The organism is Nocardia sp. NPDC049935 (assembly GCF_055586645.1).
Window position 1 is genome coordinate 746,339 of record NZ_JBVJHV010000001.1, and the last position, 22,516, is coordinate 768,854.

Below are 22,516 nucleotides of genomic sequence, written 5' to 3' on the forward strand. Positions count from 1 at the left end.
AGGCGCCATCGGAGCGCGAGGCCGTCGTCCCCGACGGAAGGACATCGACGTGAGCTACGTCGGCATCGAAAGGAACAGCCTGTGAACGGCGACCGCCTCGGCCCGCGCGAGACCGTCAGCACGGTGCTCGGCCCCGTCCCCGTGTCCGACCTGGGTGTCGTCGCCGTGCACGAAACGCTGCTGTCGGTGGTACCGGGCGCGGAGCACGCCTTCGACATCACCCTGGACCGCGCCGAGATCTTCGCGACCCTCGCCGCGAAACTGCGCGATTTCCGTGCTCTGGGCGGGGGCACGATCGTCGACAGCGCCGGGATGTTCCACGGCCGGGACGTGCGGCTGTACGAATCACTGTCGCGGGCGACCGGCGTGCACATCGTCGCATCGACCGGAATGGGTCCGGAGGAGTTGCTCGGCGGCTATTTCCTCACCCCGCAGACCGATCCGCCGACGCCGTGGCCGGCACCGAGGTTCGCCGAGTTGTTCACCGCCGAGATCACCGAAGGCATGGTGGTCCCGCGGGTCGAACGACGCGGTCACGCGGGGCTGGTGGCGACCGCCGCCGGCCGCAACGGGATGACGGCGACCGATGAGAGCCTGTTCCGGGGCGCCGCCCGGACCGCACTGCGGACCGGGGTGCCGGTATCCGTCCGGTACGGCGCCGACGCCGTGCACGATCTGGATATCGTCCTCGACGAGAAGCTGCCGGCGGATCGCGTGGTGGTCGGTGGGCTCGACCGCCCGGACGCGATGGCGGCCGGCGCGGCGCGGGAGGTGGCGCGGCGCGGGAGCTACGTGGCGCTGGACAACATCGGTTCCGAGGGGCCCGGGTTCGTGCGCGACAGTGAGCGGGCGGCTCTGGTGCTCGAGCTGGTCGGGGCCGGGCACGGTGACCGGATCCTGTTGTCCAGCAACGCGATCGGCGCCGCGTACGGGCAGGAGGGCCGGGAGGTGCCGTTCTCCCACGTCCTGTCGGCATTCGTTCCGCTGCTGATGTCGCGGGGACTGACCGAAGCCGATCGGCGCCGAATTCTGGTGGACAACCCCCGGGACCTGCTGACGGTGCGCTGAGCCCTCGCGATCGTTCCATTCCGACTTCGAAGGTGAGTGTTGTGTCGAGAGTGAATACCGTGCTGGGCCCGATCCCGGCCGAAGAACTGGGGTTCGTGGCCATCCACGAACATATCGGTTACGGGATGCCGGGATCCGAGCTGGACACCAGATGGTGGAAGAGCCCGGAACAGCGGTACGCCGAGACGGTGCCGAAGCTGCGGCAGTTCCACGAGAACGGCGGCGGGACCTTCGTCGACGTCACCGGAATCTGCAACGGCCGCGATATCGATTACTACAAATCGCTGTCCGCCAAAACCGGGGTGCATATCGTGGCCTGCACCGGATTCGTCGGTGGCGATACCGCGCTGCCGTTCTTCGAGCGGGCGAGCGTGGAATACCTGACCCGGCAGTTCGTCCACGAGATCACCGTCGGTATCGGTGACACCGGAAGCCGCGCCGGGGTCATCAAGGTCGGTGTCAGCCGCGGCGGCCGGATGACCGAACTGGACAAGCGCATCTACCGGGCGGCGGCCCGCGCCGCGCTGACCACGGGTGTGCCCATCCTGACCCATCTCGCGATCGATGCCGAGAACGCGATCGCGATCTTCCACGAGGAAGGTCTCCCGCTGGACCGGGTGCTGTTCGGGCACGCCGACGACGGGGTGAACGCGGAGAAGACCCGTGACACCTGGATCGCCGAACAGGGCGGCCGGGTCGGCTTCGACACCTTCGGCTACGAAACCGAACTCGAGGATCCGCCGTTCTGGGCCCGCCCCCGTCAGGAGCGCCTGGACCACTTCCTGCGGTTCCTGCGCCGGGGATACCTGGACCGGGCGCTCGCCTCCGCCGACGCCAACTGCAGTCCGCTGGGCTGGCCGGGCGTCGAAGGTCACACGGTGAACTACCTCTTCGACGATCTCATCCCGGACCTGCGCGCGGCGGGAGTCGACGAGGCCACCATCACCACGTTGTTCGTCGACAACCCGGCCGCCTTCCTGACCATCCAGGCCTGAGCCGCGCCCGCGCGCGAACCCACTCCGGCGCAATGCCGCGCCCGTCCAGAGAGAAGAATCATGCAAGCCTCGGACCTGTCGAATCTGAAGATCGCCGTTGTCGGAGCCGGATACGCCGGTGCGGCGGCCGCGAAGGCGCTGAGCGTGCTGGGCGCCGATGTCGAGGTGTACGAGCGGGCCACCGAGATCCGGGAGGTGGGCGCCGGGATCGGCCTGCGTCCCTCCACCATGGACCGGTTCCGCCAGTGGGGCATCTTCGACGCGATCGCGACGGTGAGCTCGCCCAGCGACTACTTCGAGATCCTCACCGCCGGCTGTGACCGGATCATGCGGGAGGAATGGCCGGGTGTGCACGACTACGGCGAACAGACCAGGACCCACCTGATCCATCGCGGGGACTTCATCGACGCGCTGCTCGGTGTCCTTCCGCCCGGCATGGTGCATCTCGGTCACCGGCTGGAGACCATCGAGGACCGTGGTGACCGCGCCGTGCTCACCTTCGCCAACGGCGAGACCACCGAAGCCGATCTGGTGGTCGGCGCCGACGGCATCAAATCCGTGGTCCGCCGGCAACTGTTCAGCGAGCAGGAACCGGTGTTCTCCGGTGAGCACGCCTACCGCGCGGTGATACCCGTCGCCGCCGCCTGCGGAATGGTCGTCGACGACAACCTGCGGATGTACATCGGCAAGGGGACGAAGGTCTACCTGCTGCCGTTGCGTCACCGCGATCAGGTGTCCTTCGATATCACCGCCCTCTGCCCGGACGGCACCTGGGCGCCGGAGGTCACCAGGGACGACATCGTGGCCACCGTCGAGGGCTTCGACGAGCGGATCGTGAATATCGCGCGCGCACTGGATATGAGCACCGTGAACGTGCGCGCGGTCTACGACATCGATCCGGTCGACACCTGGCATACGGAGTCGGTGGTGCTGGTGGGCGATGCGGCCCATTCGATGCTGCATCACCAGGGACAGGGGGCGAACTCGGCGATCCTGGACGCCGGTTCGCTCGCCGACGCCCTGCGCGATGCCGCCTCGGTACCGGAGGCACTGGCCGCCTATCAGGCCATCCGCAAGCCCGTCACCGACGAATTGCAGCGCATTTCGCGCCAGGGCTGGACCGAGGACGAGGTCGAGGACGTGTTCCCCGGCCAGAAGACCGCCGCGAAGTAGAGGAGGGCACCGCTATGCCACTGCATCCCGAAATCGCCCGGGTGATCGCCGAATCGCCCGCTCCACCGGAGGGACCCCTGGACCCGGCGGCCATGCGGGCCGGCGAAGAGGCGCGGGTGCTGCCGGTCGAGCGGCGATTGCCGGTGCACACGGTCGAGGACATGATCGCGCGGACCCCGGCCGGGGAGGTCCCGGTGCGGATCTGTACACCGGCCGCGGCCGATTCGTACCGGGTCCTCGTGTACTTCCACGGCGGCGCCTACTTTCTCGGCAGCCTCGATACGCACGATCACATCGCGCGTGAGCTGGCGGCGGCGACCGGATTCCGGGTGGTCTCCGTCGGGTACCGCCGTGCCCCCGAAGCGGCGTATCCGGCCGGTCTCCAGGATTGCTACGGCGTGGTGCGCTGGATCGCGGACCCCGGGACCGGCATGGACTGGGACGGGACGTCCCTCGCGCTGGCCGGAGACAGTTCGGGCGGCGGAATGGTCGCGGCGGTCGCCGCGATGGCCCACGACGACGGCTTCGACCGCATCACCCACCAGGTGCTGTTCTATCCCTCGCTCGATCTGCGTTTCGATCCGGACCGCTATCCGTCGCTGCGGGAGAACGCGCGCGGCTGTGGTCTCGAAACCGCCGCGCTGAGACCTTTCAACGCCTTCTATCTCGACAGTGGCGCCGACCCCGCCGATCCGCTCGTCTCACCGATCGAACGTGCCGATCTCACCGGATTCCCCCCGGCACTGATCGTCACCGCCGAATTCGATCCGATGCGCGACGAGGGCGAACTCTACGGTGCGCGGCTGGAGAAAGCCGGGGTGGACGTGACGGTCTCCCGCTACGCGGGCGCGAATCACGGTTTCGTCCAGAACTTCTCGTGGCTACCCGAATACCGGAAGGTCTACGAGGAGACCGCGGCGTTCCTGAACCGGGCCGGATCATGACCCGGGAGGTGGCGGTCCACCCGCTCCTGTCGCGGTGGGGCCGGTTCGGTCTCTACAGTTTCTTCGTCGACGCGCCCGAACCGGCCATCGTCGATACCGGTATCGCGTCCTCACCCGCCGACGGTATGGCCGCCGCGTTGGAGAAGCTGGGACGCGATATCGCCGAGGTGCGATGGATCCTGCTCACCCACGGACATATCGACCATATCGGCGGTGCCCACGCCCTGTGGGAGCTGACCGGCAGACGCGCGAAAGTGGTGATCCACGAGGCCGACGCGCCCATGCTGCGGTCGCGCCGGGCGCATATCGACGAATACCTGGCCGGTCGCGGGCAATACCTGGACGACCCCGCCGGTGTGGCCGGGCAGATCCGGGTCACCGAGGCGGTGATCTCGGGCGAAATGGAGCCCGCTGTGCTCGTCCGGGGCGGTGAAACCCTCGACCTGGGCGGCGAGGTGACCGTTTCCGTCCATTCCGTGCCCGGTCACACCCCGGGTTCGGTGGCCTACGTCGTCGACGGGCAGAACGATGTCTTCGCCGGCGATGCCGTGCAGGTCCACGGGGCCGCCAACGGATTCCCGGGGTTCGGTGATCCCGCGGCCTACCGTGCGAGCCTGCGATACCTGCGAGACGAGATCCGGCCGCGGCGCCTGTATCTCGGACACCCCTACCGGCGCGCGACCGGTGAGCCCTACGGTGTCGAGCTCGACGCCGAGCAGGCGCGCGAAGCCCTGGACCAGAGCCTCGAGATCGAAGGCCGGGTGCGGCGGGCCGCGCACCGGTGCCTGTGCGCGGGCCTGCCGAGCACGGATTCGGTCTACGCCCCGTTCGCGACCGCTGCCGCGGAACTCGGCTACGACGGCGACCCCACCCTCGAACCCTCGCCGTTCTTCACCTCGATGCACGGCTATCGCACGCGGTTCGACGACAACCACTGAGAGAGAACAGGAGTCGCAGACCCATGGCCGAGTTCGACATATTCGACGCCGCCGGGCAGACCATCCGAATCCGCAAGGATCTGCGGGTGCCGATGCGCGACGGGATCGAACTCGTCGCCGACGCCTACCACGCGTCCGGCGATATTCCGCGGCCCGCGCTGGTCGCGCTGAGTCCCTACGGTAAAGAACTGCAGGCGCTCGCGCTGACCACTCCGCCCCAGCGGCGGCCCAGCCCGATGTGGGACGGCTGTATCGAAGCCGGTGATATCGCCCGCGTCGTCGGCGAGGGCTATGTGCATGTGATCGGCGACCTGCGCGGCTCCGGCGGGTCCGAGGGCGACCATATCGGTAACTACAACGCGGGCGGCGTATCGCTGGGCCGCGACGCCTACGATTTCATCGAGTGGGTCGCCGCGCAGCCGTGGTGTGACGGCAACGTCGGCATGATCGGCATCTCGTACTTCGGATCCATGCAGGTGCTGGCGGCCGCCGAACGGCCCCCGCATCTGCGGGCGATCTTCGTCTCGGGCGGTCACTACGACTTCTACGAGACCACCTACCACGGGGGCATCATGTGGTTCATGCCCCGCGCTGCGCGCGAGGGCCGCGGCGGTGACTCCGGGTGGGCGTTCACCGACAGGGTGAAATCGCGGATGCTGGAGACGTATTCGGCCGAGGAGATCGGCAGGCGGGTCGCCGCCCGCCTCGCGGACCCCGATGTGGCCGCCTGGCCGAACCTGGTGCACGTCCTGAACTACCCGAAACACCACGAGGCCTGGTTCGACATCGTCGTGAACGAGGTGGACGGCCCATGGTACGAGGAACGCAATCCCGTCACCCTCGCGCCGAATATCGAGATCCCGGTCTACCTGCAGATCGACCAGGGGCGCGGTTGGACGGTGGACGGCACCATCGCGCTGTTCGACCGGCTGAAGGGTCCGAAGAAGCTCGATATCGGCTCCTACCCGCCCATGCAGTCGCGGCCCTTCGTCGAAGAGCACGACGCGATGTTCCGCTGGTACGACTACTGGATCCAAGGTATCGACAACGGTGTCATGGACGAGCCGGCCGTTTCCGTTTTCGTCGAGGGGTCCCGGCAACGGGTGACCGCCGACCGATGGCCGCCGAAACCGCCCGCCTACCGGCCCCTGTATCTGCGCCCGCGCGGCCGGCTCACACCGCGACCGGAACCGATGGATGCCCGCTACGCCGCCCCGGACGGGTTCTATCAGGCGCCGCTGACGGTGACCGACACGGTCGAGATACTGCGCTGGAGTACGCCCCCGTTCGAGGAACCGGCCGAGATGATCGGCACCGGCGCCGCGCACCTGTTCGCCGAGATCGACCAGGACGATACGAATTTCATTCTGCGGCTCTGGGACGAGGACCCGCGGGGCGGTCGCCAACTGCTCACCTCGGGCTATCTGAAGGCCTCCCACCGGGAACTGGACCCGCGCAGCACGGAGGGCGACCCGTACCACCCGCACACCCGCGCGGTCCCGGTCGAGCCCGGGACGATCCAGGAGTACGTCCTGCGTCTCTACCCGTTCGCCGCGACCCTGCGGCCCGGACATCGGCTGACAGCGGAACTGTCGAACAACGAACCCCTGCAGGACGCGCACAACGCACTGCTACCCCCCGATGCCTTCCACCTTCCGGTGGGGCGCCCGGTCACCCACAAGATCTATCGTGACGCCACGCATCCGTCCCGGCTGGTGCTGCCCTTCACGACGGCGGTGGACATCCGGTAGGGCGGTGCGGCGGTGGGGGATACCTGTCACCCACCTGATGTGCGTTTCCGGCCGTCCGGCCCGCGTCGCAATATGTAACCTGTCATTCTTTAGGCAGTTGAGACTTCGAGTCCCGTTGGTCGTGTGACGCGCGCTACATGATCACAGGTGACAAGCCGTGTTGATTCGAGCGCTTCGACGCGCACTGCCTATTCATGAGGTTTGCGACGGAGTGGCCCGGTGTCGCGTAACTACTCGCCAAACCATAGACAACTGTCTGGTACAGCTGATAAGTTAATCACAGTTCTTCGACCTCTGGAGGACTCGGTTTTGCACCGCGCCGGCGGTGATCGAACTCAACGAGGAGTGGCGAGATGGATGGATTGACCAGGCGTGATGCGTTGAGGGCCGGTGGCGTGGCCGGTGCCGCGGGGGCGTTGGTGTTGGCGGGGGCGTCGGCGGGGCGGGCGCAGCCGTGGTCGTGGTCGCCGCAGGGGTCGGTGGCCGGTAGCGGGCCCGGCGCCGATCCGATGGGGGTGTGGGATCCCGAGGCCGATCAGCTGGTGGCCTCGATCCTGGATCGGGGCGAAACCGCGCGCGTCAACGATCTGCTGCGCACCTGGACCCGCAACGGCCAGCCGCTGCCGGCGGGACTGCCGCAGGATCTGCGCGATTTCATGGAGTACGCCCGGCAGATGCCGTCCTGGGCGGATCCCGGAAAGCTCGCCACCGCAGTGGATTTCAACAAGAAGCGCGGTCTGTATCTCGGCGTCCTCTACGGTCTGGCGAGCGGAATGATGAGCACGGTCATTCCGAAAGAGGCGCGGTCGGTGTACTACTCCAAGGGCGGCCAGGATCTGAAGGACCGGATCTCCAAAACCGCCAAACTCGGCTACGACATCGGGAACGGCAACGCCTACGGTCCCGACGGTGAGATGGTCGTGACCTGCGTGAAGACCCGCCTCGTGCATGCGGCCGTGCGGCACCTGCTGCCCCAGTCACCGCACTGGGTGGCCTCCGCCGACGAAGACATCCCCATCAGCCAGAACGACATCATGGTGACCTGGCACAGCCTGCCCACCACCGTGATGCGTCATCTCACCGCGTGGAAGGTGCCGATCCCGGCGCACGAGTCGGACGCGTTCCTGCATTCCTGGCAGGTGGCCGCCCATATGCTCGGCGTGCGCGACGAATACATCCCGAATTCGTGGGATCAGGCCAACTCCCAGGCCGCGCAGGTGCTCGACCCGATTCTGATGCCGACGCCGGAAGGCGCCAAGCTCGCGGATCGGCTGCTGCGACTGGGCACCAATCTCGATCTCGCGATCCTGAGCAAAGGGGTGCTCGGTTCGTTCACCCGGTTCCTGCTCGGTGACCCGATCGCCGACGGCCTGGCCATCCCGCGCGAACCGGTCTGGGATCCGCTGCTGCGGTTCAGCTGGGGGCCCTTCATCGCCGTCCGCGAGGGCATGCTGACCCTCGCGCCGCCGATGCAGGAAGCGTACTGGCTGTTCGACGAATTCCTGCGGCAGTTCGCCCTCTGGTATCTGGCCGAACTCCGGATGCCGATCAGTATCGAACTGCCCAGCGCGAACCGGGATATGAGTCAGCCTCCGCGCTGACCTCGAACACGACCGCACCGGGAATCCGAGAGGGGTTCCCGGTTTCCGTCCTGCCTCGGCGGCCACCCGAACGAACCTCCGGCACCGGATGTCCCGGCCGCCGGACGAGCCGGAGTACCCATGTCCACCCGATGGAAGATCACCGCCGCCTGCCTGCTCGCCGTCGCGTCCACCGCCGTCGCGGTACGCGGCGGTGCGGCCGCGGCGCCACCGCAATCCTGCCCGGACCTGTACGTCGTGGCCGTTCCCGGAACCTGGGAGACCTCGCATACCGAACCCGGAAAGGGCATGCTCGCCCTCGTCGCCGACGATCTGCCGGGCAACGTACGCGTCGACTACGTCCGCTATGCCGCGACGGCGTTCCCGTGGGAGGGCGAGGTCTACGGACGTTCGAAAGGAGAGGCGCTCGACGCGGCGCGCGGCCTGGTCGCCGGCATCGCGCGGACCTGCGCGGCGACCCGGATCGCGCTACTCGGCTACAGCCAGGGCGCCGACGCGGCCGGGGACCTGGCGGCGGAAATCGGTACCGGGCTGGGGGTGGTACCCCCGCACCGGGTGGTACTGACCGGGCTGATCGCCGACCCGCGCCGGTCACCCACCGATGTTCTCATCGGACCGCCGGTGCCCGGGGCGGGAGCCGCCGGCCCGCGCCTCGGCGGTTTCGGACTGCTGTCCCCGCTCACCTATACCTTCTGCGCGACCGGCGATCTGTACTGCACGATGCCCGACGGGGATATCGCCGGCCGGATCGCCGGTTTCGCGGTCCAACTGTCCAACCCCGATCCCGCGGCCCTCGGCTCCTATCAGCAGCAGATGACCGATATCCTCGGCGACGCCCTGGAGGCCGGCGGGCTGGGGGCGCTGACCGACGAACTCACGCCTTCGGCCTACCAGCAACGACGGCAGCAGATCGGCGACTTCCTGAAATCCGGTGCCCATCAGAGCTATCCGAACTACCCCGTCGACGCCGGCGGTGCCACAGCGCTGACCTGGTTGCGGCAGCGCCTGCTCGCGGCCGTCCGTCCGTGAGCAGGCGCGTCCCCGATCGGTCTCGAATCAGTCGAAGGTGCAGCCGGGCAGCGGCTTATCGGCGAATCGGTCCATCAGGTATTGGAAGGCGTTGTCGGGGCCGTAACCGTCGATGATCTCCGGGCCGAAATGGTTGGGCAGGGTCGCGCCCGGCAGGATCGGGGGCAGGCCGTTGGTGCGGAAGGTGACCGTGGCGCCCTGGGCACACCAGTCGTCGGCCAGTTGGCGGGCCTGCTCGAAGGGCACGGTGTCGTCGTTGATCCCGCTGGTGACCAGGACCGGCGTCGGCGGCTTGCGCGCGCCGATCTTCTGGTCGGCCAGGATCTCGCGGGCGGCCGGCACCTCGCGCAGGTGATCCATGATGGGGCGCCGGTCGATCGTCATATCCGTGGTGTGGACGAACGGGTGCTCGAACATGACATCGGCGATGCAGGACACCGAGGCCTCACCGAGCAGGGCCGAGCCGACCGGGGAGAGGCGGGCGTCCAGTTCGGGGCGCAGATCGGGGTGACGCTCGATGAAGCCGTTGACCGCGAATCCGATCACGCCGGCGATGAGCGCACCGTCGATCCGGCCGATCACCGCGCTCAGATCGGCCGTCGGGGCGCCGGCCCAGGTACCGCGGACGTTCAGTTCCGGCGCGTACTCGGGGAGCATTTCGATCGCGGCCGCTGTGGCGCCGCCGCCCTGGGAGTAGCCCCACAGTGCCAGCGGGGTGTCCGGTCCGGAACCGGACAGGGTGTTCGCGGCCCGGGCGGCGTCGAGGACAGCATGTCCTTGTTCGCGCCGGTTGACGTAGGTGTGGAGACCGGGTGTGCCCATGCCGATGTAGTCGGTGACGAAGACCCGGGCGCCCAGCGCGTTCCAGATCGCGGCGGAGGCCAGTTCCTGGTTGGCCGACAGGCTGGGGTTGTTCGGGTCGACGTACATGCCGAGGGGGAAGGCCTTGGACATCGCGCACTGGTCGCCCTGCCCGGTGGTGCCGGGGGCGATGATCACGGTGGGGCGTTCGCCGGCTCCCGACCAGGGCCGGTTCGCCTCGATATAGACGCCGCTGACCGCGGTCGGCGTGTCGTCCTCGGTGTGGGAGGTGTAGAGGACCCGCTGTGCGGGGACCGGCCATCCGCTGTTTCCCGGAATCGCCTGCAGGATCGGCATCGGCGCGGTGCGGATCACGGACCCGGGGGCGGCGGCAATACTCGCGGGCGGGTTGTAGAAGGCCTCGTCGATCACCTGGGCGGGTGCGTCCGCGATGCCCGCCAGGGTCGCGGCCGCACCCGTGCATACGGCGACCGTGATGGCGGCCGCGGCGGAGAGACATCTACCCGTGCCGGTACGGACAGGGCGGCCCGTGCGTTCGATGTGACCACTCGTTCCGAAGGTGTTGTTCGACCCTTCGGGTGCCGGCGATCGTCGCCGCGACCTGAATCCGGTGCGTAGCGCCCGGGGTGATGACTCCGATGTCATAGTACTGTTGCCCGCTCCGATGCGGACGGCCTTTCTCTCCGGTAATCGGCTTTCCCGCGGTGATCACACGCCGTAAGTAAGCCCCCCGAATCGTGTTCCGATCACCTACCGGAGTAACTGCTCCGGTTGATACCGTAGTGTGCGTGAATTCACCCCGCCGCGTCAACAGAGGGCCCGCGGCAGCCGCGGAGAACCGCGCCGCCATTCTCATGGCCGCGCGGAGAGTGTTCTCGCGGCACGGGCCGGCCGCGCCGATGTCGACGATCTCGACCACCGCCGGCGTGAGCCCGGGCGTGCTCTACCGGCATTTCCCGGACCGGGAAACCCTGATCCAGGCGGTTTTCGACGAGGACATCCGCACAATGGAGCGGATCGCGTCCCGTCCGGGTTGTACCCTCGACGACCTGGTCACCGCCATGCTCGACCAGCTGGTCGAATGTACGGCCTTCGTGGCCACGGTCCGCTTCGACCGCATCGATCCCGCCCACGCGACTGCGGAATTGCGCGTGCAGACGCTGCTCGCCGATAAATTGAACGACGGTGTGGGGTCTTTCCGTGCGGGCACCACCGCCCGCGATCTACTGCTCGCCATCGGGTTGGTGGCCGCGCTGCTCACCAAAACGGCCGAACCCATGCGCCGAGTGGTCGCCGAAGAATCCTGGGAATTGATCCGGCGCGGGTTGGGAAATGAATACTGTTGATTTTCCGAAATATTCGCCGGCGTGACTGTGCGGTCTCATAAAGAAGCCGGATCCGCTTCGATGTGAGCGAGCATTCTCGCCGGCGATCGGATCGACTACCGCCTCCTCCGGTCAGCTGAGATCAGGCGGGACTCAGCCGGACCGGCAGGTGAGTGGGACCGCGCAGCGAACTGTTGGTCGACCATGTCGTCGGGCCGGTCGCCGTGATCTTGTCCACGCGGGTGACGAGTTCGCGCAGAATGGCGTGCGCCTCCATACGGGCCAGGGGCGCCCCGATGCACATATGCGCTCCGTGACCGAAGGCCAGATGGGTGCGAGGGTTGCGATCCGCGTGGTATTCGTCGGGGTCGTCGAACACCTCCGGGTCCCGGTTTCCCGCGCCGAAGGACAGCAGCACGCGGGAACCGCTGGGAATGACGACCTCCCCGACCTTGTAATCGGTGCGGGTGTACCGGTAGAGGTTCTGGATCGGGCTGGAATAGCGCAGCTGTTCCTCGACGGCCATGGGGATCAGATCCGGGTCCGCCCGGATCAGGTCGTATTGGCCGGGGTTGCGGGCGAGGGTGTCGAACATTCCGCCGAGCAGGTTCGTGGTCGTCTCGTTGCCGGCGATCAGTAGCAGCATGGCGATGTAGAACAGGTTCTCGTCGGTGAGTTGCTCGTCGGTGTTGTATTCGAGCAGCCGGCCCAGGATGGTGTTCGACCCCTTCAGATTTCCGGAGGCCAGCTGGCGGCGGAAGTATCGGCGCAGCGCCATGACGGCACGGATCGAGCGGGCCGCGCCGGTGATCCCGGCGGGTGTGGGCGCGAAGTCGATGATCTTGACCGCGTTCTCGGACCAGCGCCGGAAATCGTCGATATCGGTATCCGGGATGCCGAGGATTCCCGCGATGAGGCGCAGCGGCATGGGAATCGCCAGGCGCGCCACCACATCGCCGGGTTCGCGCAGGAGTTCGGTGACGAGTTCGGTCGCGATCTCGTCGGTGATACGGCTCCAGCTCTCCAGCGCCCTCTTGGAGAATCCGGGCTGTACCTGTTTGCGCAATTGAGTGTGCCGTTCGCCGTCGGTGAGCACCACGACATCGCCTGTCATCCTGATCCGGGTGACACCGTGAGAGCTGGTGATCGCGTCGGTGTCGCGCAACGCCGTGCGGATATCGTCGAGTTTGCTCAGGACCCAGGTCGCGCGTTGGGGGTTGTAGTGGACCCGGCCACCGCTGTGCAGCGATCGGTATGCCGCGAACGGCTGGGCCGCCGTCGCCGGATCCAGGGGGTCGTAATCGGTGTTGACGGCGCCGGCCCAGCCGCCGTAGCCGCGGCGCCGGGTCCGGATCACGCCGGTCAGGTTCATTTGCATCGCGTCGGTGAGGGGTTTGATCGCGGTGGCCGCGCCTCGCACGCTGTCGGTGACGGTCATCGGGTGTGTCCTTCGGGGGTGGGTGGGTGAGAACCGGTGCCGGGAGCGGGTTCTCGACTGTCGAACGCGGACCGCAACGCGGCGCATTGTCCGGCGAAGAAGGCCTTCGCGACACCGGTTCCCGGAAGCAGAGCGTCGAATCCGTGGAACGCGCCGTCCACCACGCTCACCTCGCAGGCGACACCGGCGTCGGCCAGCCGGTTCGCGTAGGTGAGGTCTTCGTCGTGGAACAGGTCGAGGGAGCCGACGCCGATCCACGCCGGTGGAAGTCCGGTGAGGTCGGCGGCGCGTGCCGGGACGGCGCTGCCGGGGTGGGCGTCACCGAGATAGGAACGCCAGCAGAAGGCGTTGCTGCGTTGATTCCACATGCGCACGGATGCGGAGGTCGCGGACTCGGTGGATCCGGTGCGGTCGTCGAGCATCGGATAGACGAGCAATTGGTGGACCGGCCGGATTCCGCCGGAATTCCGTAGCCGGATCGCGAGCGCCGCGGCGAGACCGCCGCCGGCGCTGACCCCGCCGACGGCGATGCGGGTCGTATCGACCGCGGGCAGCGCGGCGAGCAGCCGGAACGCCGCGTGACAGTCGTCGAGTGCCGCGGGGTACGGATGTTCGGGCGCGAGCCGGTAGTCGACCGAGGCGACGGTGATACCGAGTGTGTCGGCGAAGCGGCGGCAGAGACGGTCGTCGAGCCGGGCGGTTCCCGTGGTGTATCCGCCGCCGTGCATCCACAGCAGCGCCGGTGCGTGTTCGGGCGGGGCGGCCGGTTCGTACAGCCGTACCCGGGCGCCGTTGCCGAGGGTCTCGGTGCGCACGCCGGGAGTCCGGGGGCGGTACCACGACATGAGCCCGCGCATGATGCGCATCGCCACCGGCCCACCGGCGGTGCCGCGCGGAAGGAAACGTGCCACCCGCCGCAATTCGGGGTGGAAGTCGCTGTGCGACAAGTTCTCATCCTCCTCGATATTCCTGCTGTTCGCTGATCCCGGAGCATCGCCGGTGGGCCGCCCGATTGCGGTGCCGCCGGGGATACCGGCGGCTGTGCCCGGTCGTTCCGCTTCTGCTCTCAGCCTGGAATCCGGCCTACGGCTCAGTCAACGCTGCCCGCGCAAGCTGCAACGCGCGCCGTCTCGGCAGTGGCGGTGCGTTTCTCATCCGACCTCTGTGAACAGGGATGATGCGCCCCGGAGCCGTGCCGGAATTCTCACTGCGAGGAACTTCTTTTTCGTTCGTCACTCGGCCACGGGACCGGAGCCGTGCGGACTCAGAGGCTGCCGGAGAATCCCGGAGCCAGGAATTGGCGGACGATCGTTTCTTCCGTCCCGGGATCGGTTACGGGCCAGCGCCACAGCGCGAACACCGCGCGAATCAGCCACTGCGCCGCGGCGGGATCGCGGAGCGGGCGACCGATCATCTCTTCGGCGAGGATCGCCACACCGGGTGATTCGATCAGCCAGGTGCCTTCCTGTTTGTTCATGATCGAATGCATCATCATCGGTCCGAGCGGATCGGATCTGATCCGCCGCAATGCCACGAGGACCGCGGTGGCGACGCGTTCGGTTCCCTCCAGATCCCGGATCCCGTCCCGGACGAATTCCACGACTCGTGCGGAGAACAGGAGGAGGACGGCTTCCCGGATCGCCGCCTTTCCGCCGGCGTGGCGATAGATGGTCGCGGTCGAACAATGGATCTTCTCGGCCAGCGCGTCGATGGTGAACCGGTCGAAACCGTCCCGTGCGATCAACTCGGCGGCGGCGGCGTAGATACGCTGCGAGGCCTCGGCGGCGCGGTCGCGCCCGAGCAGCCAGTCACCGGATGTCACAGCGCGCCGTCCTCCGTCGGTGGCGGATATCTCAGAGCAGTTCGACCTTGCTCGCGAGCCAGCGCTCACCGTCGCGGTCCATGGTCATGACGATGCGGTTGCGGTCGAGGCGCGGGGCCGGTGTGGTGCTGTTGGTGATCTCGGCGTCGACGAACAACAGCACCACCACGCGGTTTTCGGATGCCGACTGCACACTGGACGCGATGATGCGGCCGTTGCTTACCGATTGTGCCTCGGTCAGAAGGGGTTTGAGCTGTTCGGCCGAGCGGGTGTACATCTGCTTGAACTCGCCGGTGGCGCCCTCGGCGATGGCCGTGAAATCCGCGTCCATACTCTTCACGTCGATGCTGGTCAGGGCGACCGCGTACTGCTGTGCGGACGCGAGCGCGGCGGTGGCGGCGCGGTCGACCTCGCGGCGTTCCAGCCACTGCAGGCCGAGAACGGCGGACAGGGTGGTGGTGACCGCCAGCAGCAGGACGAGTACGCCGAGGAGGGTGCGCCGCGATGAGATGCGGCCCGGTCTCCCGGCGGACCCCGGCCGATCGTCCTCGGTGCCGGATCGATCGTCGCCGTCGGCCGCGGCCGACATTGGTTCGTCGGCGGTGCCGGTATCGGAACGCTCGGTATCCGGCGGCGCCGCGCTGTCGCTTGTCGTGCCGGGTCCGGATTCCGCGGTGATGTCGGGTGATGTCATGGTGTTCCTCCGTTGGGCGGCACATAGGTCGGTGCGTGCGGCCCGCCGTAGGGCAGCGGGATGCTGTACGGCCCGGTCGGGGTGGGATCGGCCGTGGCCAGCGGGTCCGCGCCGGGCGGGACACCCGGCGGTTCGACGCCGGGCGGGCGTGGGGCGTTGCGGGCGCCGCGCGGGAGCAGGGTGGGATCGGGATCGGTGCAGTCGGAGTACAGGTAGGGCTCGGGGTAGTCGGGTACCGTCCCGGGGCGGCGCGGGACGTCGTAGGTGCATTGATACCGGGGGTAGATACTGGCCAGCGCCCAGACCTCGCCGTGGTGGAATCCGGTGCGGATGGCGTCGAGGACCGATCCGGTCCGCTGCCGGGGGAAGAAGAATTCCTCGAACGCCGGTACCCGCGGATTCGCCATCTGGGCGACGGTGGTCAGATTGCCCAGCAACTGCACCATGGTCGGCGAGTTCTGGGCGATGAGGGTGTCGACGGCGGCCAGTGTCTCCGGGGTGCGGCCGACGAGCTGTTCGAATCCGCCGGCCATGGCGGCGATTCCGCCGAAGGTGGCCGATAGGTTCGCGGCGGTGTCGTGGATTCCCGGTGCGGAGTCGGCGAGCGTGGTGAGGACGGTCCGGCTGTTGCGCAGCAGGCTCACCGTCTGAGGGAGCACCCCGTCGAGGGTGGCGAGCATGAAGGTGCCGCCGTCGATGATGGCGGCCAGCTTCTCGGGTCCGGCATCGCTCACGCCCAGTTCGTTCGAAATGGTGCGCAGCTGTTCGGGATCGAGTTGGGCCAGAACCGCCGAGAGCCCCTCCAGCATGGTGGCCAGGGTGGTGGGGCCGGACGTGCGGTCGAGGGGTACCACGGACCCGGATTCGAGGAAGGGACCGTTCTCGGTATCGGGGAGGAAATCGAGATACTGTTCCCCGGCCGCCGACAGCGCCGCGGTGCGAACCGGCCCACTGGCCGGGATCCGGGTCTTGTCGTCGATGCTGGCGATCGCCACGACCTTGTCGCCGGTCGCCTGCACCGAGTCGACGCGGCCGATCCGCACCCCGCGCAGGGTGACGTCCTGTCCTGGAAGCAGGCCGCCGGATTCGGCCAGTTCGACCTGCACCGTGTACTTTCCGGCGAGCGGATCCAGGTCGAGGGCGCCGAATACCAGGTACCCGCTGCCGGTGAGCAGAACGAGCGCCAGCCCGGTCAGGGAGGTCGTCGTTCGGCGGCGGCTGATTCGCCGGGCGAGGCCGACGACGACGCGCGCGGGGGTCTCGACGATGCCGTGGTGGCTGCGCCGGTTCATCGGGGAGGTCCGTTCAGTCGGCCGCCGAGGCGGTTCAGCATGTATTGGAGGGAGCCGACGAAGGCCGTCCAGTCGGTGATATCCGGCGGCCGGGCGCCGGGATCGCCGGGGAAGTTGGGGTCGGGCGCGGCACCGAGAGCTATCTGGGCCACATCGACATCGATATGAGCCGATTGGGCACTGGTGACCTTGTAGACGATGGACAGGATCTCGTTGAGACCGTGCGTGCTGGCCTCCGGATTGACCGCCGCGGCATTCAGCCCGGCGGCGAGTGCGTCGAGATCGGCGACCATACTGCCCTGGTTGGTGCCCTGGATCGAGGGAAACCGGGCCAGTTGCCCGGTGATGACGTGGATCCGGTCGACGAGCGCGATGATCGAGTCGGTTTCGTCGCCGATCACCTGCGCCGCCGGCGCCGCCGCGGTGACCGCGTCGCCGAGCGCGGTGTGCTGCTCGGCGAAGGTGGTGCTCAGCGCCGCGCTGCTCGCGAGGATCGCGTCGATCTGGCCCGACCGGCCCGCCAAGGTGGCCAGCAACTCCCTGGTCCGGGTGAGGAGAGTGGCGAGTCGTTCGCCGCGGCCGTCGAGATGCTCACCGAGCGCGGTGACCAATTCGGTGAGGTTCTTGATCGCGGAACCGTTGACCAGCAGCGAGGAGCGGCTGAGAACTTCTTCGATCGTCGCGGCGGCCGAGGTGGAATCGATCGGGATGGTGGCGCCGTCGCGGAGCATCCCGCCACCGGGGGAGGGGGTCGAGGGTGCGGCCAGGGCGATATAGACGTCGCCCATCGGGGTGGCGGAGCGGAGTTCGGCGGTGGTGCCCGCCGGGAGTTCGACGTCGGGCCGGATGCGCATGGTCACCACGGCGGTGTAGTCGCGGGCGACCATCGATTCGACCTGGCCGATATCGGCGCCGTTGAACCGCACCTTCGCCTTCGCCGGCAGGTTGAGCGCGTTGTCGAAGGACGCGGTGAGCGACCAGGAATCGGCGGGGATACCGGGGGAGGGCAGTGGCAGCTGATCTAGGCTCAGCGCACAACCGGCGGTCGCGGTGGTGCAGGCGACGATCGTTGTCGCGGCGAGGAACCGGGTGAACCGTCGAGAGATCATCGCGGCGGCTCCTGGGCCAGTCCCTGCAGGATGGCGGTGATACCGAAATCCGGTCCCATATCGCGCATGGATCCGGTGTCACAGCCGAGTTCGGTGAGATGCAGCAGATTGCACACCTCTTTCACCATCTGGCCGTCCAGCAGGACCCGGTTCAGGTCCACAGTGGCGCGCAGCGCGCCGACATTCTGGTCGATGGCGTTGTAGACGTTATCGGTGACCAGCGGGAAGACATCGAGGAATTCCCCGATATTCGCGTCGTACTCGGCCAGGGTGGAGAACATCGTGCCGGTGTTGCCGGCGAGTTCGGTCAAGGTGCCCTGATTCTGCTGGAGCAGTTCGGTGACCGTGGTGATGATCCGGTTCAGCAGCGCGCCGGTATCGCCGGAGCCGAGACCCTGCGCGGCGAGGAAGTCACTGAGCTGATGGACACCGGCGCCGAACTCACGCAGGGTCGTATCGTTGCGGGCGGCGGCGGCGACCAGCCCGTCGAGGCCGGTGACCACCTCGGTGATCGCGTCGCGGGTCGCGGCGCCGTGATCGCTGCCGAGCTGCATCGCCCGGGACAGCTCGCCGAGCGCGGTGCGCATCTGCTCGCCGTGCCCGGTGGTGACGCCGGTACCGAGATCCATCAGATCGCCCACCGGACCGGCGCCGGCTCCGTCGCCGCCGAGTGAGCCGGCGAGTTTGTTCACCATGGTGAGCAGGCTGTCGAATTCCACCGGCGTTCTGGTCCGTTCGGCCCCCAGTACCGCGTGCCGGGGCAGTTCGGGACCGCCGCGGTAGGCGGGACTCAGTTCGATCCGGCGGTCGGTGAGCAGGGAATCGGATACGGCGACCGCGAGAACATCGGCCGGTAACTGGATGGAGCCGTCGATATGCATTTCTATCTCGACGCCGGTGGGGTGCGCGCGCACCTCGGTGATATCGCCGACCCGCATCCCGAGGACGGAGACGGCGTTGCCGGTGTACATACCGTTGGCATTGGCGAAACGAGCGGTGATGACGGTGTCTTCCTGGCGCAGCGCGGGCACGCTCGCACAGCCGGCGAACAGTACGCCGAATACGGTGAGCGCCAGCACTGTCCGGCGAGCCGGTGTGTTCATTGGCAATCCTTGTAGTACGGGGCCTTACCCACCTGTACGGCCCGCCCGCTGAGCGCGCACATGAACGAGTCGATGAAGGCGCCGTCGGGGGCGTTGGCGGACAGCTCCATCCCGGTGCCGGTGGCATTGGCGAACAGACGCCAGGGCACCGGGAGGACCTGTAGCAGATTGCGGAGCAGGGCATCGTTGTTCGCGATCATGGCGGTCATGGCCCGCAGATCGTCGAGCAGTGTCTGGATCTTGCCGCGATCCCCGACGACGATCGGTTCGAGCTGGTGCACCAGCACCGTGGTGGCGTCCAAGAGCCGTTGGAGTGCCCCCTGACGTGCGTTGATCTCCTGGAGCACGGTGCTCGCCTGACCGATCAGCGCGCCCAGATCGGCCTGCTGGTCGTGCAGGACGGTGGTGATCTGTTCGGTGCTGTGTAGCAGAGCCCCGATCTGGTCGCGGCGCTGCCCGATGATGGTCGCGACGGTCTCGACGTTGTGCAGCGCCTCCGGTACCAGCGGGGGCAGTCCCTGGAGTTGCTGGGCCAGCGTGGTCATCGACTGGGCGATCTGATCGGCATCGACCCGGTCGAAGGTGGTGGTCGCGTCCTGGAGCGCGGTTTCCAGGTTGTAGGGCACGGTGGTCCGGTCGAGGGGGATGAGACGGTCCGGTAGCGTTCCGGTCCCGTCGGACCGCAATTCCACATAGCGCGTTCCGAGCAGGGTGGTGAGTTTGATGGCGGCCCCGGTATCGGACCCGAGTCGTACCGATCGGTCGATCTTCATGGTGACGGCCACGCGGTCGCCGTCGAGCCGGGTGCCGGTCACGGTCCCGACCGGCACACCGGCGTAGGTGACCGAATCGCCCGACGCGATCCCCGCGGCCTGCTGGAACTGCGCCCGATAGGTCACCTTGCCCAGTTGCAGGGAGTTCACGAAGACCATCGCGGCGAGAACCACCGCGACCACGCCGACCGAGAGGAGGCCGACCCGTAGCGGTGTGGCCGGTCCGCGCCGGCGCCACCGGTCCGGCAGTCGATGACGGAGTGCCTTCGCGCGGCGCAGTGCCGCGCGGCGTGCCGATTCCATGGTCCTCACCTGCATATCGCGGAATGCTCTACCCGGCCGCTGGGCGATGCGGCCGCGAGTATCTGGGCAATCAGGGGATCGACACCGGGAACCATGCTGAAGCCCACGTCGCAGACGTAGGCGTTGAGATAGGCGCCGGTGTCGGTGATTCGGGAAAGGGATTTGAACATCGCCGGCAGGTTGTAGCCGAGGTAGGCGAAATCCCCTTTGTTCTCGACGAAATGACGGGAGAAGCCGGGTTCGCGGGTGACGAACCGGGCCAGAGTCGGTGCCGCGCCCTGGACCACCTGCGCGGCCCGGTCGAGCACCGTGGCGATCTCGGTGGTCTGGGTGAGCAGGGTGTCCCGGCGCGCGGACAGGCCGTCGAAGATCTTGCGTGTCTGCGTGATCGTGGTCTGCAATTCACCACTGCGCTGCGCGAGATCGGTCAGCACGCGACCGAGATTGTCGATGATCGGGCCGAGGACCTGGTCCGGCCCGGCGAACGATTCGACCAGTGACGTGGTTTCGGTGATCAGGGCGAGCACCGCGCCGTCCTCGCCCTGTAACGCGCGGATCAGCGAGCCGGTGAGGTTGTCGACGTCCTCCGGATCCAGCATGCCGAACAAGGGCTGGAACCCGTTGAGCAGGGCCGAGATATCGAAGGACGGTTCGGTGTGTTCGACCGGTATCACCGCGTCGGGTTCCAGCACCTGGGGACTGCCGAAGTCGTCGAGCGCCAGGCCGAGATACCGCTGCCCGATCAGGTTCTGATAGGTCACCGAGGCGACCGTGTTGCCGTACAGCGATTGGTCCCGGGTGACCTGGAAGGTCACCCGGGCGTGGGTCCCGTCGATCTCGATGGCGTCGACACGACCCACCTGTACGCCCGCCATCCGCACGTCGTCGCCCGGACGCAGGCCGGACACATCGGTGAAAATCGCGGCGTAGCTGTGGGTGCTGCCCGGGACATCGCGCTGCAGGGTCACATGGACCATCCAGGTCAGCACCAGGGAGATGATCAGGAATACGGACAGCCCGATCAGGGGCCTGCGGTAACTCATCGGGGCGCCTCCGTTGCCGCCGGTGTGCTCTGGACGGGTGTGACGCTGACATCGTTACCGCGGAGCAGCGGTCCCAGCACGAGGGTGGACAGCGTATCGGGTTCGCCTCCCAGCACCGTGGCGACGGCGTCGCGGTCGCCCGGGCCCACGACCTCGCCCGGCGCGGTACTCGCCGGCGTGAACCCGCCGGGGATGAGCGGTGCCGAGCCCGCCGGTCCGGTGGTGCAGCTGGGTCCGGCCAGTTCTCCGTAGCGGGGGCAGTCGGCGCGGGTGTACTGCTTGTGTGGAGTGAGTTCCACGATGATCCTCGCGCGGGCGCTCTGGGTGTCGGTTCGCCAGAATTCCCGGAATACCGGATTGAGCCTCCCCAGCGAGGTGGTCATCTGGACGAAGTTCTGGCTGCCCCGGCCGAGCGCATCGAGGACCGGTGCCATCTTGCCGGTGATATCGGTGAGAGTGCCGGTGTGGTTGGTCAGCGCGGTCCCGACCGTCGTGGAGGTGACGAGGCCGCCGGAGAGCAGCGCGGTGAGCCGGTCGCGCTGCTGGGCGGCGATATGCATCGGGGTGACCGAGTTGTTGACGGCCGCGAGGAGTTCGGGCGAGGACGACTGCAATCCCGCCAGCGCCCGCGCGAGCGAATCCATCGTGGAGGGGCCGCCGTCCGGCGCGGTGACCTCGTTCAATGCGGTCGCGATACGTTCGAGTTGCGCCCCCGCCCGTAGCATCTCGTCGCCGCGACCGCTGGTGGCGCGCTGCACGGTTTCCAGGATGCCGACCGTGGGGTCGGTGGGGGAGCGGCCGGCGGCTGTGGCGATCCGGCTCAACGCCGTCAGCGAGGTCTGCAACTGGACCGTGGCGAGGCTGCGGTCCTGCGGTATCTCCGCGTCGGCCGCCAGGGTGTGCGCGGGTCCGTTGTCCACCAGCTGGACCGAGGGCACCGCGAAAACATTGCTGGGCACGACTCGCGCCGTCACGGTCGCGGGAATACCCCCGGCCTGCCGCGGCCACAATTCGATCCCGACCCGGTTCGGTCCGTCGCCGCCGGCCGGCGCCACCTCGGTGACGATTCCGACCAGCACTCCCCGGTACTTCACATCCGATTTCACCGGCAGCCCGTCCCCGATATCGGTCATCAGGGCCGTGACATGGACGGTCGGTTCGAACACCCCTTGCGAGCGGGCGATTCCGGCGGCGACGAGGGCCGCGGTGACGACGGCGAACGCGACGCCGCTCACCAGGAGTTTCCAGTCCGCGAGGTTACGATCGTCTGCTTCGAAAGCGCTGGGCATCGCT

20 protein-coding genes are annotated in these 22,516 nt (G+C 67.8%); 9 read left to right on the plus strand and 11 right to left on the minus strand.

All coding sequences use genetic code 11. The annotated features are described in order from the left end of the window. Positions 1–81: 81 nt before the first annotated feature. The 8 genes from ACZ6SF_RS03515 to ACZ6SF_RS03550 all read left to right on the plus strand — a co-directional run bounded on the left by ACZ6SF_RS03515 (position 82) and on the right by ACZ6SF_RS03550 (position 9,499). Complete coding sequence (locus ACZ6SF_RS03515) at positions 82–1,068, plus strand: phosphotriesterase family protein (protein WP_466060390.1); 987 nt, start codon at positions 82–84, stop codon at positions 1,066–1,068. A 41-nt stretch (positions 1,069–1,109) separates the two neighbouring features. Beyond that, a complete protein-coding gene (locus tag ACZ6SF_RS03520; RefSeq protein ID WP_466060391.1) occupies positions 1,110–2,063 on the plus strand; it encodes a phosphotriesterase family protein in 954 nt (317 codons plus the stop codon). A 60-nt stretch (positions 2,064–2,123) separates the two neighbouring features. Further along, positions 2,124–3,236: an FAD-dependent oxidoreductase gene (locus ACZ6SF_RS03525; RefSeq protein WP_466060392.1), complete on the plus strand. Its 1,113-nt coding sequence runs from the start codon at positions 2,124–2,126 to the stop codon at positions 3,234–3,236. A 14-nt stretch (positions 3,237–3,250) separates the two neighbouring features. Then, positions 3,251–4,180 carry an alpha/beta hydrolase gene (locus ACZ6SF_RS03530; RefSeq protein WP_466060393.1) on the plus strand — a complete coding sequence of 310 codons (930 nt, stop codon included), beginning with the start codon at positions 3,251–3,253 and terminating at the stop codon, positions 4,178–4,180. After that, positions 4,177–5,118 carry an MBL fold metallo-hydrolase gene (locus tag ACZ6SF_RS03535; protein WP_466060394.1) on the plus strand — a complete coding sequence of 314 codons (942 nt, stop codon included), beginning with the start codon at positions 4,177–4,179 and terminating at the stop codon, positions 5,116–5,118. The genes ACZ6SF_RS03530 and ACZ6SF_RS03535 overlap by 4 nt, the downstream gene beginning before the upstream one ends. 23 nt (positions 5,119–5,141) lie before the next feature. Next, entirely contained in the window at positions 5,142–6,869 is a 1,728-nt protein-coding gene (locus ACZ6SF_RS03540; protein WP_466060395.1) for a CocE/NonD family hydrolase, read from the plus strand. A 353-nt stretch (positions 6,870–7,222) separates the two neighbouring features. Beyond that, the gene (locus ACZ6SF_RS03545; RefSeq protein ID WP_466060396.1) at positions 7,223–8,470 is read left to right on the plus strand and encodes an oxygenase MpaB family protein; all 1,248 of its coding nucleotides are present in this window, start codon (positions 7,223–7,225) and stop codon (positions 8,468–8,470) included. A gap of 120 nt (positions 8,471–8,590) precedes the next feature. Next, on the plus strand, positions 8,591–9,499 hold the full coding sequence (locus tag ACZ6SF_RS03550; RefSeq protein ID WP_466060397.1) for a cutinase family protein: 909 nt from the start codon (positions 8,591–8,593) through the stop codon (positions 9,497–9,499). Positions 9,500–9,526: 27 nt separating this feature from the next. On the opposite strand, the gene ACZ6SF_RS03555 is transcribed toward ACZ6SF_RS03550, so the two are convergent. Continuing rightward, positions 9,527–10,861, minus strand: a complete 1,335-nt coding sequence (locus tag ACZ6SF_RS03555; RefSeq protein WP_466061328.1) for a lipase family protein — start codon at positions 10,859–10,861, stop codon at positions 9,527–9,529. A gap of 248 nt (positions 10,862–11,109) precedes the next feature. Here ACZ6SF_RS03555 and ACZ6SF_RS03560 point away from each other — a divergent pair, with 248 nt between their 5' ends. Then, a complete protein-coding gene (locus tag ACZ6SF_RS03560; RefSeq protein ID WP_466060398.1) occupies positions 11,110–11,667 on the plus strand; it encodes a TetR/AcrR family transcriptional regulator in 558 nt (185 codons plus the stop codon). Positions 11,668–11,788: 121 nt separating this feature from the next. Here ACZ6SF_RS03560 and ACZ6SF_RS03565 read toward each other — a convergent pair whose 3' ends face one another. The 10 genes from ACZ6SF_RS03565 to ACZ6SF_RS03610 form a co-directional block, all read right to left on the minus strand. Beyond that, positions 11,789–13,084, minus strand: a complete 1,296-nt coding sequence (locus tag ACZ6SF_RS03565) for a cytochrome P450 (RefSeq protein WP_466060399.1) — start codon at positions 13,082–13,084, stop codon at positions 11,789–11,791. After that, positions 13,081–14,031, minus strand: coding sequence for an alpha/beta hydrolase (locus ACZ6SF_RS03570; RefSeq protein ID WP_466060400.1), 951 nt, complete (start codon positions 14,029–14,031; stop codon positions 13,081–13,083). Before ACZ6SF_RS03570 ends, ACZ6SF_RS03565 begins: the two co-directional genes overlap by 4 nt. Before the next feature lie 317 nt (positions 14,032–14,348). Further along, positions 14,349–14,906 carry a TetR/AcrR family transcriptional regulator gene (locus tag ACZ6SF_RS03575; RefSeq protein WP_466060401.1) on the minus strand — a complete coding sequence of 186 codons (558 nt, stop codon included), beginning with the start codon at positions 14,904–14,906 and terminating at the stop codon, positions 14,349–14,351. A 31-nt stretch (positions 14,907–14,937) separates the two neighbouring features. Next, a complete protein-coding gene (locus ACZ6SF_RS03580) occupies positions 14,938–15,600 on the minus strand; it encodes a hypothetical protein (protein WP_466060402.1) in 663 nt (220 codons plus the stop codon). Continuing rightward, a complete protein-coding gene (locus tag ACZ6SF_RS03585) occupies positions 15,597–16,892 on the minus strand; it encodes an MCE family protein (RefSeq protein ID WP_466060403.1) in 1,296 nt (431 codons plus the stop codon). Before ACZ6SF_RS03585 ends, ACZ6SF_RS03580 begins: the two co-directional genes overlap by 4 nt. After that, positions 16,889–18,001: an MlaD family protein gene (locus ACZ6SF_RS03590; protein WP_466060404.1), complete on the minus strand. Its 1,113-nt coding sequence runs from the start codon at positions 17,999–18,001 to the stop codon at positions 16,889–16,891. The genes ACZ6SF_RS03585 and ACZ6SF_RS03590 overlap by 4 nt, the downstream gene beginning before the upstream one ends. Continuing rightward, a complete protein-coding gene (locus ACZ6SF_RS03595) occupies positions 17,998–19,104 on the minus strand; it encodes an MCE family protein (protein WP_466060405.1) in 1,107 nt (368 codons plus the stop codon). Before ACZ6SF_RS03595 ends, ACZ6SF_RS03590 begins: the two co-directional genes overlap by 4 nt. Continuing rightward, the gene (locus ACZ6SF_RS03600; RefSeq protein ID WP_466060406.1) at positions 19,101–20,180 is read right to left on the minus strand and encodes an MCE family protein; all 1,080 of its coding nucleotides are present in this window, start codon (positions 20,178–20,180) and stop codon (positions 19,101–19,103) included. Before ACZ6SF_RS03600 ends, ACZ6SF_RS03595 begins: the two co-directional genes overlap by 4 nt. A gap of 5 nt (positions 20,181–20,185) precedes the next feature. Next, entirely contained in the window at positions 20,186–21,223 is a 1,038-nt protein-coding gene (locus ACZ6SF_RS03605) for an MCE family protein (RefSeq protein ID WP_466060407.1), read from the minus strand. Then, positions 21,220–22,512: an MlaD family protein gene (locus ACZ6SF_RS03610; RefSeq protein WP_466060408.1), complete on the minus strand. Its 1,293-nt coding sequence runs from the start codon at positions 22,510–22,512 to the stop codon at positions 21,220–21,222. Before ACZ6SF_RS03610 ends, ACZ6SF_RS03605 begins: the two co-directional genes overlap by 4 nt. Between the last annotated feature and the right edge of the window lie 4 nt (positions 22,513–22,516).

Coding starts and splice junctions, on each gene's coding strand:
- ACZ6SF_RS03600 (WP_466060406.1), bottom strand. CDS start 20,180: ATGGAATCGGCACGCCGCGCGGCACTGCGCCGCGCGAAGGCACTCCGT.
- ACZ6SF_RS03585 (WP_466060403.1), bottom strand. CDS start 16,892: ATGAACCGGCGCAGCCACCACGGCATCGTCGAGACCCCCGCGCGCGTC.
- ACZ6SF_RS03580 (WP_466060402.1), bottom strand. CDS start 15,600: ATGACATCACCCGACATCACCGCGGAATCCGGACCCGGCACGACAAGC.
- ACZ6SF_RS03610 (WP_466060408.1), bottom strand. CDS start 22,512: ATGCCCAGCGCTTTCGAAGCAGACGATCGTAACCTCGCGGACTGGAAA.
- ACZ6SF_RS03550 (WP_466060397.1), top strand. CDS start 8,591: ATGTCCACCCGATGGAAGATCACCGCCGCCTGCCTGCTCGCCGTCGCG.
- ACZ6SF_RS03590 (WP_466060404.1), bottom strand. CDS start 18,001: ATGATCTCTCGACGGTTCACCCGGTTCCTCGCCGCGACAACGATCGTC.
- ACZ6SF_RS03540 (WP_466060395.1), top strand. CDS start 5,142: ATGGCCGAGTTCGACATATTCGACGCCGCCGGGCAGACCATCCGAATC.
- ACZ6SF_RS03605 (WP_466060407.1), bottom strand. CDS start 21,223: ATGAGTTACCGCAGGCCCCTGATCGGGCTGTCCGTATTCCTGATCATC.
- ACZ6SF_RS03545 (WP_466060396.1), top strand. CDS start 7,223: ATGGATGGATTGACCAGGCGTGATGCGTTGAGGGCCGGTGGCGTGGCC.
- ACZ6SF_RS03530 (WP_466060393.1), top strand. CDS start 3,251: ATGCCACTGCATCCCGAAATCGCCCGGGTGATCGCCGAATCGCCCGCT.
- ACZ6SF_RS03525 (WP_466060392.1), top strand. CDS start 2,124: ATGCAAGCCTCGGACCTGTCGAATCTGAAGATCGCCGTTGTCGGAGCC.
- ACZ6SF_RS03565 (WP_466060399.1), bottom strand. CDS start 13,084: ATGACCGTCACCGACAGCGTGCGAGGCGCGGCCACCGCGATCAAACCC.
- ACZ6SF_RS03595 (WP_466060405.1), bottom strand. CDS start 19,104: ATGAACACACCGGCTCGCCGGACAGTGCTGGCGCTCACCGTATTCGGC.
- ACZ6SF_RS03535 (WP_466060394.1), top strand. CDS start 4,177: ATGACCCGGGAGGTGGCGGTCCACCCGCTCCTGTCGCGGTGGGGCCGG.